This window comes from Candidatus Palauibacter sp., assembly GCF_965208055.1.
GTDB lineage: Bacteria > Gemmatimonadota > Gemmatimonadetes > Palauibacterales > Palauibacteraceae > Palauibacter.
Window position 1 is genome coordinate 877,211 of the sequence record NZ_CBDBNY010000004.1, and the last position, 12,851, is coordinate 890,061.

Annotated in this window: 13 protein-coding genes; all 13 read right to left on the reverse strand. The window is 69.3% G+C overall.

Annotation, left to right across the window (positions count from 1 at the left end; genetic code table 11):
- Positions 1 to 7: 7 nt before the first annotated feature.
- The gene (locus tag ACOGXI_RS04170; RefSeq protein WP_419937624.1) at positions 8 to 1,129 is read right to left on the reverse strand and encodes a glycosyltransferase family 4 protein; all 1,122 of its coding nucleotides are present in this window, start codon (positions 1,127 to 1,129) and stop codon (positions 8 to 10) included.
- A gap of 8 nt (positions 1,130 to 1,137) precedes the next feature.
- Positions 1,138 to 1,572, reverse strand: a complete 435-nt coding sequence (gene nusB, locus ACOGXI_RS04175; RefSeq protein ID WP_419937625.1) for a transcription antitermination factor NusB — start codon at positions 1,570 to 1,572, stop codon at positions 1,138 to 1,140.
- Positions 1,569 to 2,033 carry a 6,7-dimethyl-8-ribityllumazine synthase gene (gene ribH / locus ACOGXI_RS04180; protein WP_419937626.1) on the reverse strand — a complete coding sequence of 155 codons (465 nt, stop codon included), beginning with the start codon at positions 2,031 to 2,033 and terminating at the stop codon, positions 1,569 to 1,571. Before ribH ends, nusB begins: the two co-directional genes overlap by 4 nt.
- A gap of 83 nt (positions 2,034 to 2,116) precedes the next feature.
- Entirely contained in the window at positions 2,117 to 3,331 is a 1,215-nt protein-coding gene (locus tag ACOGXI_RS04185; protein ID WP_419937627.1) for a bifunctional 3,4-dihydroxy-2-butanone-4-phosphate synthase/GTP cyclohydrolase II, read from the reverse strand.
- Between the two features lie 49 nt (positions 3,332 to 3,380).
- Positions 3,381 to 3,989 (reverse strand): riboflavin synthase, encoded by a 609-nt coding sequence (locus tag ACOGXI_RS04190; RefSeq protein WP_419937628.1) that lies wholly within the window; start codon positions 3,987 to 3,989, stop codon positions 3,381 to 3,383.
- 12 nt (positions 3,990 to 4,001) lie between these two features.
- A complete protein-coding gene (gene ribD / locus ACOGXI_RS04195; protein ID WP_419937629.1) occupies positions 4,002 to 5,162 on the reverse strand; it encodes a bifunctional diaminohydroxyphosphoribosylaminopyrimidine deaminase/5-amino-6-(5-phosphoribosylamino)uracil reductase RibD in 1,161 nt (386 codons plus the stop codon).
- Positions 5,159 to 6,184 (reverse strand): phosphoribosylformylglycinamidine cyclo-ligase, encoded by a 1,026-nt coding sequence (gene purM, locus ACOGXI_RS04200; protein ID WP_419937630.1) that lies wholly within the window; start codon positions 6,182 to 6,184, stop codon positions 5,159 to 5,161. Before purM ends, ribD begins: the two co-directional genes overlap by 4 nt.
- Positions 6,185 to 6,191: 7 nt before the next feature.
- Positions 6,192 to 7,163, reverse strand: coding sequence for a PfkB family carbohydrate kinase (locus tag ACOGXI_RS04205; RefSeq protein ID WP_419937631.1), 972 nt, complete (start codon positions 7,161 to 7,163; stop codon positions 6,192 to 6,194).
- The gene (gene argS, locus ACOGXI_RS04210; protein ID WP_419937632.1) at positions 7,160 to 8,848 is read right to left on the reverse strand and encodes an arginine--tRNA ligase; all 1,689 of its coding nucleotides are present in this window, start codon (positions 8,846 to 8,848) and stop codon (positions 7,160 to 7,162) included. Before argS ends, ACOGXI_RS04205 begins: the two co-directional genes overlap by 4 nt.
- The gene (locus tag ACOGXI_RS04215; RefSeq protein ID WP_419937633.1) at positions 8,845 to 9,189 is read right to left on the reverse strand and encodes an FmdB family zinc ribbon protein; all 345 of its coding nucleotides are present in this window, start codon (positions 9,187 to 9,189) and stop codon (positions 8,845 to 8,847) included. The genes argS and ACOGXI_RS04215 overlap by 4 nt, the downstream gene beginning before the upstream one ends.
- 88 nt (positions 9,190 to 9,277) lie before the next feature.
- Positions 9,278 to 10,840 carry an acyl-CoA mutase large subunit family protein gene (locus tag ACOGXI_RS04220; protein WP_419937634.1) on the reverse strand — a complete coding sequence of 521 codons (1,563 nt, stop codon included), beginning with the start codon at positions 10,838 to 10,840 and terminating at the stop codon, positions 9,278 to 9,280.
- Positions 10,837 to 11,340: a biotin/lipoyl-containing protein gene (locus ACOGXI_RS04225; RefSeq protein ID WP_419937635.1), complete on the reverse strand. Its 504-nt coding sequence runs from the start codon at positions 11,338 to 11,340 to the stop codon at positions 10,837 to 10,839. The genes ACOGXI_RS04220 and ACOGXI_RS04225 overlap by 4 nt, the downstream gene beginning before the upstream one ends.
- A gap of 7 nt (positions 11,341 to 11,347) precedes the next feature.
- The gene (locus ACOGXI_RS04230; RefSeq protein WP_419937636.1) at positions 11,348 to 12,841 is read right to left on the reverse strand and encodes an acetyl-CoA carboxylase biotin carboxylase subunit; all 1,494 of its coding nucleotides are present in this window, start codon (positions 12,839 to 12,841) and stop codon (positions 11,348 to 11,350) included.
- Between the last annotated feature and the right edge of the window lie 10 nt (positions 12,842 to 12,851).

Here is a 12,851-nt window from a genome sequence, read left to right on the forward strand (position 1 = left end):
GTCCTCATCAGGGTTCGAGTGACTGGTAAAGGTGCGCTTCCGTCTCATCCGCTGCACGGGACCACGAGAATCGGGCGGCGTGGGCGACCCCGCCCCTCCCGAGGCGTTCGCGCACCGACGGCTCCCCGAGCACCTCGCGGATCGACGCGGCCCACGCCGCGGCGTCCCCGTGCGGAGCGAGAACTCCCGACTCCCCCGCCGCCACCGACTCGCGCAGCCCCGGGGAGTCGCTCGCGATCACCGGCGTGCCGCAAGCGGCCGCCTCCACGTTCGTCATTCCCCAGCCCTCCTTCGGCGAGGGATATACCACAGCCCAGGCCCGGCGCAGCCAGGCGACCTTCTCCTCCTCGGAGATGTACCCCAGAAAGCGTACGCGGTGCGAGAGTGCCGCGCGGCGCACGAGTTTTCGGAGGCGACGCTCGTCGCTGCCGCGGCCCGCGATGACAAGCCTCGCGTCCGGCAGCGGGTCGTTCAACCGCGATAGCGCCTCGAACAGGACATCGAGGCCCTTGTATCGCTTGAGACGGCCCACGTAGAGGAGGGTCGGCGCCTCTGCCCGCTCCGTCGCGGGATCCGGGCGATAGGTGTCGTGGTCGATGCCGGGCGGAATGACGGCGATGTCGCGGGCGAGCAGGCCTCTCTTCGTGAGGTCGAGCGCGGTGCTCTCCGAGATCGCCTGGAAGGGACAGTCCCGATAGACGCCCGGGATCGCCCGTTCCGCAGCCCAGACGGCCGTCGCGAGAGGGATCGACGCCTCCGCGTAGGCTGTGGCCCCGAACAGGTGGGGAACGAGTGCGACGACGGGGACGCCGGCCCACCGGGGCGAATAAAGCGGGACCTTGTTGATGTCCTCCACGAGCACGTCCGGGGCGAAGCCGCGCACGACCGCGCGCGCCGCGCTTCGGGCGCGCCATGCGTAACTGTAGCGGTCTCCGACGCGCTCGAACTCGATACCATCGAGGGTCGCGGACGGGGCCGCGCCCGGCCAGCTGCTCACGACGGCCCGCACCGCGTGTCCGCGGGCCGCGAGCCGGCCGAAGATCTCGTGGAGATGCACCTCGGCGCCGCCGGCCTCGGGGTTTTGCCGGTCCTGCCAGTTGAGGAGGAGGATCCGGAGCGGCCGCGCCACGGGTTCGTTCAGGACCCGGCCTCTCGGGCCTTCAGTACCGCGTCGAGCACGCCGTTGACGAAACGCGGACTGCCGGGACTGCCATAGCGGCGCGCCAGCTTCAGCCCTTCGTGAATCGCGACTTTCGGCGGCACCTCTTCGAACCACAGCAGTTCCGCGATCCCGATCCGCAGGATGTTGCGGTCGATGGCGTGCAGGCGCTCGATGCGCCAGTTCGCGCTGTGATGCGCGATCGTCGCGTCGATCTGGGCGAGATGACGGCCTGTGGTTTCGAGCAGGCGCCGGACATGGGGGCGGTAGCGTCCGGACATGCGACGATGAACGAGGCTCTGCGCCGCGTGTTCGAGCGGCGTGCCCTCTCCGCCGACCTCCCACGCATAGAGGAGGTGCAACGCCCAGCTCCGCGCCCGCGAGTGAACGTGTGTCCGGGCGGTCGGGGTCACGAGTCGAGCTGCTGGTGCAGGTCGGCGATGCGGAGCGCCGCGCGGGCAGCCTCCGAACCGGCGTTTCCGAGTTCGCCGCCGGCCCGGGCGAGCGCCTGGTCCAGTGTGTCGGGCGTGAGTACGCCGAGACCGACGGGCACGCCCGAGTGGAGCTGCACCTTCGCGAGGCCGTCGGTGGCCGTGCGGCTTACGTGATCGAAGTGCGCGGTCTCCCCGCGAATCACGCAGCCCAGCGCGATGATGGCCGCGTATCCGCGCGCGGCGGCTCGTTGCGCGGCGAGCGGAAGTTCCCAGGCGCCGGGAACGTACACGACATCGAGGTCGTCCTCGGCCACGCCGCACTCCAGGGTCGTCCGCGCGGCGCCTTCCAGCAGACGCTCGGTGACTCCGGAATTGAACCGGCTGACGAGAATGCAGACCCTCCGGCCGCTCCCCGCGGCCGCGCCCTCATACTTCGTCATGCGCCCGCGCGCCCCGCCCCCGGCGCCATCCGGACCATCGGGGCCACCGGGACCATCGCCTCGAGGAGTACCCGATCTGCTTCTCACGCGGATCCGGTCAGGTGTCCCAGCTTCTCGCGCTTCGTACGGAGATAGCGGACCAGCCGATCATCGATCTCGCCGAGCTCGAGAGGCACGCGGTCGCGGATCACGAGGCCGAACCCCTCCAGCCCCGCAAGTTTCTTCGGGTTGTTCGTCATGATCCGGATCGAGTGCAACCCGAGATCAGCGAGAATCTGGGCCCCGATGCCGTAGTTCCGCAGATCGGGCGGGAACCCCAGCGCCTCGTTCGCTTCGACCGTGTCGTGGCCCTCATCCTGCAGTTCGTAGGCGCGGAGCTTGTTCAGGAGCCCGATCCCCCGCCCTTCCTGATCGAGGTAGACGATGACCCCGGCGTCGGCTTCCACGACCATCCGCATCGCCGCCTCGAGCTGGCTGCCGCAATCGCAGCGGTGGGAGTGGAACACATCGCCTGTCAGGCAGCGCGAGTGAACGCGGACGAGGACATCTTCCGCCCCCGCCACGTCGCCGCGCACCAGCGCGACGTGTTCGCGCCCATCCACCTGGTTCGCGTACCCGACGATGCGGAAATCGCCCCACGGCGTGGGGAGGTCCGCTTCGGCGACGCGTCGTACGAGACTCTCCGTGCGCAACCGGTAGGAGACGAGGGCGGCCACGGTGATGAAGGGAAGGTCGTGCTCCGCCGCGAACTTCTCGAGCTCCGGGCGGCGCGCCATGGTCCCGTCCTCGTTGAGGATCTCGCAGATCACGCCCGCGGGGGTGAGCCCGGCCAGGCGGGCGAGGTCGACCGAAGCCTCCGTCTGGCCCACGCGCTGCAGCACGCCGCCGGGTCGGGAGCGGAGCGGAAAGATGTGGCCCGGGCGCATGAGATCCGTCGGCCTGGTCTGGGGGTCCACCGCGACCCGGATGGTCCGGGCGCGATCCTGAGCCGAGATCCCGGTCGACACGCCGAAGTCCTGGCGGGCATCGATCGACACGGTGAACGCGGTCTTGTTGGGGTCCGCCAGCCGGTCGTCCGTCATGAGCGGGAGATCGAGGCGATCGGCCATCTCATCGGGCATCGTGAGGCATATGAGCCCGCGTGCGCGCCTGGCCATGAAGTTGATCGTCTCGGGCGTCGCGAGCGAGGCCGCGCAGACGAGATCTCCCTCGTTCTCGCGATCCTCATCGTCCGCGATGATTACGAGTCCGCCGCTGCGGATACGTTCGATCGCCGCTTCCACCGTGTCTGCGGGCATGTTCGCCAGCCGAAGTCTCTTTCCGGTTTCCATTCGAACGGGAGCCGACTCAGGAATCCACAGGGGCCACGTGCGGTCGGAGGGCACGAGCCACGTGCTTGCCGATCAGGTCCGCCTCGAGGTTGACCTTCGCGCCGGACACGAGGCGCCCCAGGGTGGTGTGGGTCCATGTATATGGGATGATGGCGAAGCGCGCGATGGTCCCGGTCAGGCGGTTGACCGTGAGACTCACGCCATCCACCGCGAAGGAGCCCTGCGACACCGTCACCCTCTCGAGTCCGCCGGGGAGTTCGACCTCGAGCACGCCCGACTCGTCTTCCCACCTGGCCGCCGCCACGATCCCCACCCCATCGACGTGTCCCTGCACCATGTGCCCGCCAAGCGGATCCCCGGCACACAGCGCCGGCTCGAGGTTCACGGGATCCCCGACCCGCCAACCCTCGATCGTGGTCCGCTCCAGCGTGGCCTCGACGACATCGACATCAAACGTCTCCTCCCGGAGAGCGGCGACCGTCGTGCATACCCCTGCGAGCGACACCGAGTCTCCGTCCCGGAGCCGTTCGAGGAACGGGACGCGGGCGATCGTGAGCCGGAGTCCGGCCTTCCGGCGTTCGCGGCCGGCGATCTCGCCGACCGCCTGTATGATTCCGGTGAACACGAGTCCGATCGCTCAGAGGTTGTCCAGGGTCTCCTGGAGTTGATGGTGCTCGAACACGATCTGCGTATCCTGTCCGAGCGAATCTCGCTGCACGGGCAGCCAGTCTCCCGGTGTCGACGGGTCGAGGCCCGGAAACGCCGGCACGCCCTCCCGCCCGTAGAACATGGGGGCGATGAAGGCATGGATCCTCTGGATGTGCCCCCCGCGAAGCAACGACGCGGCGACCTGCCCCCCGCCCTCCACGAGTACCGAAAGCACGCCGCGGATGGCCATTTCGTTCCAGACGGCGCTCACGTCCAGCTTCTCGTCCTCGCTCCGCGGGACGCCGATCACATCCACGCCCGCGTCGCGAAGCGGACCCGCCCGCTCGTCGAAGCCGTCCGAGTCCGGATCCGCAAAGGCCCACACCGGCGCCTGGGAGGCCGTGCGCACGAGCTGACTCGAGGGGCGGAGCCTGAGCGTCGTGTCCAGGACGGCCCGTACCGGCGGGACCCGCGGCTCGACCTCTCCGCGGGCCGTGAGCAGAGGATCATCGACCGCGATCGTGTTGGAACCGATCAGGATGGCATCGTGACAGGACCGGAGACGGTGGACCTCGTCCAGCGCCCGTATGCCGGTCACCGGCGTGCGAACGCTCTCCGCGCCGAGCTTCGCGTCGAGTGAGAGCGCGAGTTTGAGCGACGCGAAGGGCACCCACTGCCGGTGAAACCAGAGGAAGGCCGCGTTCAGCCGCTTCGCCGCGTTCGCCTCGATCCCGATTTCGACATCCAGTCCGGCCTGTCGCAACTCTTCCGCCCCCTGGCGCGCCTCCGGATTGGGATCCCGGCAGGCGATCACGACGCGCCGCACGCCGGAGCGGATGATGGCGGCCGTGCACGGGGGCGTCCGACCGGTATGGCGGCACGGCTCCAGAGTGACGTACAGCGTTGCGCCCGCCGCGCGCGGCCCAGCCTCCCGCAGCGCCACGACTTCCGCATGGTCGCCGCCGTATTCCGCGTGCCATCCCGTGCCGAAGACCTGGTTCCCGCGGGCCACGACCGCGCCCACGAGCGGATTGGGCGACACGCGGCCCTGTCCGCGCGGCGCCACCGCCAGCGCCTCGCGCATGTGCCGCAGGTCCTCCGTGCGGCTCGGCGGCGCCCCCGCGATGGGGTCGAATCCGCGCGCGGTCACGAACTCTCCAGGTGCACCTTGCCGCTGCCCTCGACGAGTTCACCGCACATGAACGCCTCGCATCCGGAGCCGCGAACCTCCTCGAGCACCTGCCCGGCCTCCTCCTCCCGCACGATCGCGACCATCCCCACGCCCATGTTGAAGGTGGAGAAGAGTTCCGCCTCGTCCGCCCCGCTTTCGCGCGCGATGACGTCGAACTCGTGCGGCCGCGCCCAACTGCCGGGACGCACCACCGCATCGAGACTCCCGCCGATGACCCGGTCGACGTTGCCGGGGATTCCGCCTCCCGTGATGTGCGCGAGCGCCCGCACGCGACCCGCCTCGAGGCTGCGCTCGAGGATCGGCAGGTAACTTCGGTGCGGACGCAGGAGGATGTCCGACACGGAGCCCTCGGCCCCCGGGAAGGGATCGTGGACCTCGAGTCCGAGTCGGTCGAAGAAGAGGGCGCGCACGAAGCTGTAGCCGTTCGTGTGGATGCCGCTCGACGCGAGTCCGATGAGACGGTCCCCCGGCTCCGGATCTCGACGGGTCAACTCCGGGTAGGCGATCTCGCCCACCACGAACCCCGCGAGGTCGTATTCCCCCGTCGCGTAGAAATCGGGCATCTCCGCGGTCTCTCCCCCGAGCAGCGCACATCCGTTCGCGCGACAGGCGGCGGCGAGGCCCGAGACCACGCTCGTCACGGTGTCCGGGTCCAGCACGCCGCAGGCGACGTAGTCCATGAAGATGAGAGGCCGGGCGCCTTCAACGAGGATGTCGTTGACGCAGTGGTTCACGAGATCGGCGCCCACCGTGTCGTGCCGGTCCGCCATGAAGGCGATCTTCAGCTTCGTCCCCACGCCATCGGCGCTCGCCACGAGTTCCCGGCCCGGCGTCGACCGGAACCGTCCTCCGAACGAGCCGAAGTCCGAACTCACGGCATCCGTGCGGGTCCCCCGGACGAGCCGGGCGAGCCGGGCTTTCGTCGCACGAGCCGCCTCGAGGTTCACGCCCGCGTCCCTGTACGTCAGTCCGTCGTTCATATTCCCTTCATGCTTCCACCCGCGGGGCTGGAACGTCGAATCTCGTCAGCGTCCCGAAGCTTCGCACGCGGTCCTCCACTTCGGCCATGGTGAGCGTCACCATACGGCGCGCGCCGAACGCTTCGCACGCGAAGGAGCCGAGAGCGCAACCATACACGACCGCGCGCCTCAACGCCGCTCCCGTGATCGAACCGCAGCGCGCCAGGTATCCGAGCAGGCCGCCCGCGAACGCATCGCCGGCTCCGGTGGGGTCGACCACATCGTCGAGCGGAAAGCCGGGGGTGAGAAAGAACCCTTCGCTCGTGAGCAGCACGGCTCCGTGTTCCCCCTTCTTGATCACGACGTGCCGCGGGCCGCGGCTCTGAATCCAGCGCGCGGCCCGGGTCAGGTTGTGCTCCCCGGAGAGCTGTTTCGCCTCTTCGTCGTTCAGCGTGATCAGGTCGATCTTCGCGATGACCTCGGCGAGGCGCTCCGGCGTGCCCTCGATCCAGTAGTTCATGGTGTCGCACGCCGCGAGCACGGGCGACTCGATCTGGCCCAGAACCTCGAGCTGCAGGGCCGGGTCGATGGCGCCCAGAAAGGCCAATGGCGCGCTTCGGAACCTGTCGGGAATCGTCGGATGGAAGTCCGCGAAAACCCCCAGTTCGGTGAACGTCGTGTCCCTCGTATTCATGTCCCGGTGATAGAAGCCGCCCCACCGGAAGCTGCGGCCGGGCCGCTGCTCCAGTCCGGATAGATCCGCGCCTCTGCGGAGGAGGAAGTCGAGTTCTTCCGTCGGATAGTCGTCGCCGATGACCCCGACGAGCTGGACCGGCGCGAACAGGGACGCCGCGGCGCTGAAGTTGACGGCCGTCCCGCCGACGACGCCCTCCCGGTGGCCGAGCGGGGTCGAAATCTCATCGAGGGCGACGCTGCCCACGACAAGGATCGGCGCGGCTCCGGCCCGGCCGGCCTCGTGTCCGGAGGCGCGGACGGTCACTGCGCGTTCCGTGTCATGGTTTCGGGGGCGGAGAGACCGAGCGCCCGCAGTCCGTTGCGCAGCGTGATCTGCACCGCGCGCGCGAGCCGGATTCTCGCGCCCCGTTCCGGGACGTCCGCCAGGATCCTTTGCGCCGGGTCCAGATTCCCCTGGTGATACCAGGCGTTCACGAGCCCCGCCGTCTCCTCCAGGTAGGCGCAGACCACGTGCGGAGCCCGGCTCGACGCGGCCGTCGCGATGACCTCGGGAAGCCTCAGGACGGACAGGGCGACTTCGCGCTCCGCCGGGGTGCCGAAGGTGTCCGGGACCTCGAGAGAGGCCCGAACCTCGTCGGCGACGATGCCCGCCTTGCGGAACACGCTGCACATGCGTGCATGCGCGTATTGGACCTTGTAGACCGGATTCGCGTCCGACGTATCCAGCGCGAGGTCGAGATCGAAGTTGAGGTGGACCTCCGCCCGGCGCATGAGAAAGAAATACCGCGCCACGTCCGGGCCCGTCTCATCGACGAGTTCGCCCAGCGTCACGAAGCGCCCGGCGCGCTTGCTCATCCGGACTTCCCTGCCGTCGCGCAGGACCGTGACCAGCTGGATGATCAGGACCTCGAGCAGGTCGGGGTACGAGAGGCCGCGCAGCGCCGCGAGCATGCGCTTCTCGTGGCCCTGATGATCCGCACCCCAGACATCGATCGCGGTATCGAAGCCGCGCCGCGCCTTGTCGAGGTGATAGGCGAGATCCGGCAGGAAGTAGGTGAAGGAGCCGTCGCTCTTGATGAGGACCCGGTCCTTCTCGTCGCCGTGACTGGAAGTCCGGAGCCAGGTCGCGCCCTCCGAGCGATAGATCAGGCCGCCGTCCTCCAGCGCCTCCAGCAGGCCGTCTATGGCGCCGGACTCGTAGAGGGAGCGCTCGGAGTAGAACAGATCCATGTGGACGCCGAACCGCGACAGGTCGTCCGCCTGTTCCTCACGAAGCAGCCGCACCGCCTCGCGCCGCAGATGCTCCCGCCGCGCATCCGGCGTGAGCGAGCCGAGAACCCCCGGGCCGGCGGCGTCCCGAATCGTCGCCGCAACGTCGCGGACATACTCGCCGTGATATCCGCCTTCGGGAATGGCCGCGGGCCGGCCGGCCGCTTCCTCGTACCGCGCTTCGACGGATAGGCCGAGGAGTTCGATCTGCCGCCCGGCGTCGTTCACGTAGAACTCGCGCGTCACCTCGTGTCCGGTCCAATCCAGCAGCGACGCGACCGCGTCGCCGAGCGCCGCGCCACGGCCGTGGGCCACATGCAGCGGCCCCGTCGGATTGGCGGAGACGAACTCCACGTTGACGCGGAGCGGCGGCGAGGCCTGCGTCCGTCCCCAGTCGCGGCCCGCCTCGATGACCTCCGTCAGTCGAGGCCAGATGGATCGATCGGAGAGGCGGAAGTTCAGGAAGCCCGGGCCCGCGACTTCGACCGCCGCGATGCCCGCGGCCGCGGGGTCGATCAGTTCGCAGACCCGCGCCGCGAGCGCCCGCGGAGGCTGACCCAGTCTCTTCGCGAGCACGAGCGCCGCGTTGGACGCCCAGTCTCCGTGCGTCGGATCCCGCGGCCGTTCCAGTCCGGGAGAGAAGTCTTCCGGGGCCCCGGCGGCGGAAAGGGCGGACCTGAGCGCTTCGGAGAGCCGGGCCGGCCCGGCGTCACCCGTCACGAACCGGAATCGCCTTCCGATTCCGACGACCCGGATGAGGCGGCCCCGGACCGGGACGAGGCGCCTTCCCGCGACCGGGACGAGGCATCGTCCGACCCACCGTCCGATCCACCGTCCGATCCTTTCGCGGCGGTGGATTCTCCGCCACCATCCGCCCCCCGCCGATAGTCGGTGGCATAGAAGCCCGGCCCCTTGAAGACGATCCCGCCTCCGGTCGAGATGAGGCGCTCCACCTGCTTTTCCCCGCACTCCGGACAGAGGCGGACGGCCGCGTCCGACATGCGCTGGAACTGCTCGAAGTCGTGTCGACAACTGCGACATCTGTATTCGTACGTTGGCACTCGTGCCCCTGGATCAATCTGTGGAACGCCTGACCTGTCCGTTCAGCCAATGCTCCGCGGCGCCCTCGAGGCCCGGCAGCCGTGACGGCTAGCCGGGACGGTACTCCCCCCACACCTCGCGCAGCGCGTGGCTGATCTCGCCCAGGGTCACGCGGCGCCTGACGGCGTCGATCAGAACGGGCAGGAGGTTAGCATCTCCGGCCGCCGCTCGCCGGATCCCCTCCAGCGACGCTTCCACGTCCGCGCCGTCCCTCTCCGTCCTGAGCCGCGCGAGCCGCCGGCGCTGTTCGTCCGCCAGGCGAGCGAAATCCGGTGCTTTCGGCATCTCGACCGGTTCGGCATCCGTGTGCAGGTTCACGCCGACGACTTCGAGTGCGCCGCTCTCGACCGCCTCCTGATGCCGGCGGGCGGAGAGGTGGATCTCCTCTCTCATGTAGTCGATCGCCTGCACGGGGCCGCCCAGTTCATCAATGCGGGCGAGGTACGCCCGGGCCCGCGACTCGAGGTCGTCCGTGAGCGACTCCACGAAATGGGAGCCCCCGAGGGGGTCGACGGTGTCTCCCACACCTGTCTCGGCGGCGAGGATCTGCTGGGTGCGGAGCGCGAGGCGGGCCGCGTCGGCGCCGGGGAGCGAGAGCGCTTCGTCGTAGCTGTTCGTGTGCAGCGACTGCGTCCCCCCCAGCACGGCGGAGAGCGCCTGAATCGCGACGCGCACCACGTTGTTCAGCGGCTGTTGCGCCGTCAGCGCGGCCCCGGACGTCTGAGTGTGGAATTTCAGTCGACAGCTCTCTTCCGCGGCTCCGAAACGGTCTCGCATGAGCCGGGCCCACATGCGACGGGCCGCCCGGAACTTGGCCACCTCCTCGAAGAACAGCCGGTCGGCCGAGAAGAAGAAGCTGAGCCCGGGAGCGAAGTCGTCGATCTCCAGCCCCCGCTCGATGGCGCGGCGCACGTACTCGAGACCGTTGGCGATCGTGAAGGCCAGCTCCTGGGCCGCCGTCGCCCCGGCCTCGCGAATGTGATACCCGCTGATGGAAATCGAGCGCCAGCGCGGCATCTCCCGAGCACAGAAGTCGAACACGTCCGTCACGAAGCGAACGCTGGGCTCGACCGGGTAGATGTACGTCCCCCGCGCGATGAATTCCTTCAGCACGTCGTTCTGGAGCGTGCCCCTGAGGACCGCCGGATCGATCCCCCGTTCCCGAGCCACGCCTGCGTACATCGCGAGGAGCACCGGCGCCGTGGCGTTGATCGTCATGGCCGTCGAAACGCGCTCGAGCGGGATCTCCTCGAACAGACGGTGCATGTCCTCGATCGAATCGATCGCGACGCCGACTCGTCCGACTTCTCCCCGCACCCTTGCATCGTCGGAGTCGTACCCCATCTGGGTCGGGAGGTCGAAGGCGACGGACAGACCGGTCTGTCCGGATTCCAGCAGGTAGCGGAAACGCGCGTTCGTCTCCGCGGCGGTTCCGAAGCCCGCGTACTGGCGCATCGTCCACAGGCGCCCCCGATACATCGTCGGGTACACGCCGCGCGTGTAGGGGAACTCGCCGGGCAGGGCCCGATCCCGGCTCACGTCGCCCGCCGCGTAAACCGGGTCGATTTCGGTCCCGCTCGTCGTGGAAAAGACCGGGCGCCGCTCGCTCACGAGGTCTCCGCTTCGAGCGTCACGAGCACCTGATCGCGGTCCACGACGTCACCGGAGCGGACCGCGATTCCGGCCACCGTTCCCGGTTCCCGGGCGCGCAATTCGTTCTCCATCTTCATGGCTTCGATCACGACCAACCCATCGCCGGCGTCCACGCGCTGCCCGGCTTCCGCGAGGACGCGCGTGATCAGCCCCGGCATCGGCGCGCGCAGCTCTCGCGGGCCGCCGCCCACCGCGCTCCGATCCGCCAGCGCACGGAGGGCCCGGGTGCGTTCGTCCTCCACCGTGACGTCGAACGTCCGGCCGCGCACCGTCAGCCGCCACCCCCCGGGCGTGCGGCGCGCGAACACGCGATGGTTCGCCCCGTCCAGCATGAGCTGGACTTCGCCCTCCGCCAGCCACACGAACTCGGCTTCCCGCTCCGAGCCGTTCAGGCGCACCCCGGAGACGAGCCGTTCGACCTCGAAGCTCCCGCCGTCCACCTCGACGTGGTACTTCATGACGGCTTCACCACTCCCGACCCGCCCGCATCCACGCCGACAGTCCGTTCCCTCCGTCCCGGGCGCGGCGCCCACCGCCGGAAACCACGACGCGTGGCCGGTCCTGATCCGCGAGGAGCACGGCGGCCGCCAGGGCCACGTCGCGCAGTCCGGGATCGGCCACCTCTCCGAGTCCGGGGTGTTCCTCCACGTACCTGATGGAGAGGGCGTTCGCCCGGTAGTCGGGTTCGTCCATCACCGCGAGATGCCAGGGGACCGTCGTTTCGACGCCGCCGATGACGAGCCCTTCGAGCGCCGACCGCATGCGTCGGATCGCAGCCTCCCGGTCCGGAGCGTGGACGACCAGCTTGCCGAGCAGCGAATCGTAGTGCAGACCGACCTCCGACCCGTTCCGGATCCCGCCGTCCCAGCGCACGCCGGGCCCCGTCGGGACTTCGAGTCGGTCGATTCGACCGATGGATGGGAGGAATCCGGCGGCGGGATCCTCCGCATTGATGCGGCATTCGATCGCGTGCCCGCGCGCCGTGGGCGGATCTCCGCCGCCGAGCAATGGAAGCCCCCGGGCGACACGCAGTTGCTGCCGCACGAGATCCACCCCTGTGACGAGTTCCGTCACGGGGTGCTCGACCTGAATACGGGTGTTCATCTCGAGGAAGAAGAACTCGCCTCCTTCGACCAGAAACTCGACCGTGCCCGCGCCGCGGTAGCCGACCGCCCGGGCCGCCCGCACCGCGACCTCCGCCATCCGGCGCCGGAGTACATCATCGATGGCCGTGGACGGTGCTTCCTCGATGAGTTTCTGGTGTCGCCGCTGGATCGAACACTCCCGTTCGCCGAAATCCACGGTCCGTTCGTCGTCGGCGAGCACCTGAATCTCGATGTGGCGGGGGGAACGCAGGAAGCGCTCCGCGAACACGCGACCGTCACCGAAGGCGCTCTGCGCTTCGCGCGTCGCCTGCCCGAACGCTCCGGCCATCTCCTCCGCGTCGGAGACGACGTGCATGCCCTTTCCGCCCCCTCCCGCCGCCGCCTTAAGGAGGATGGGGAATCCGATCTCTCGAGCCGCGAGGACGGCCTCGCGCGCGGAAGCGAGCGGGTCGCTGCCCGGTATGACGGGGACTCCGGCTCCCACCATACGCGCCCGGGCCCGCGTCTTGTCGCCCATGATTTCGATCGCCTCGGCGGGAGGTCCGACATGGACGAGTCCCGCGGCCCCGACGGCGCGAGCGAAACCGGCGTTCTCGGCCAGAAAACCGTACCCCGGATGGACCGCGCCCGCCCCCGTCGCCTCCGCGGCCGCGAGGAGCTTGTCGATCGACAGGTAGCTTTCCGCGGCGGCCGCCCCTCCGATCCGGATCGCCTCGTCCGCGAGCAGCACATGCGGGGCCCGACGGTCCACATCGGAGTAGACCGCGACCGTGTCGAGGCCTTCCTCGTGGCAGGCGCGGATGACCCGAACCGCGATCTCGCCGCGGTTCGCGATCAGAACCTTGTCGAACATCCGGCCTCGG

Bases quoted from the DNA above. Each gene is read 5' to 3' on its own strand.
- ribH (WP_419937626.1), bottom strand. From the start codon at position 2,033: ATGACGAAGTATGAGGGCGCGGCCGCGGGGAGCGGCCGGAGGGTCTGC.
- ACOGXI_RS04225 (WP_419937635.1), bottom strand. From the start codon at position 11,340: ATGAAGTACCACGTCGAGGTGGACGGCGGGAGCTTCGAGGTCGAACGG.
- ACOGXI_RS04185 (WP_419937627.1), bottom strand. From the start codon at position 3,331: ATGCCCGCAGACACGGTGGAAGCGGCGATCGAACGTATCCGCAGCGGC.
- purM (WP_419937630.1), bottom strand. From the start codon at position 6,184: ATGAACGACGGACTGACGTACAGGGACGCGGGCGTGAACCTCGAGGCG.
- ACOGXI_RS04230 (WP_419937636.1), bottom strand. From the start codon at position 12,841: ATGTTCGACAAGGTTCTGATCGCGAACCGCGGCGAGATCGCGGTTCGG.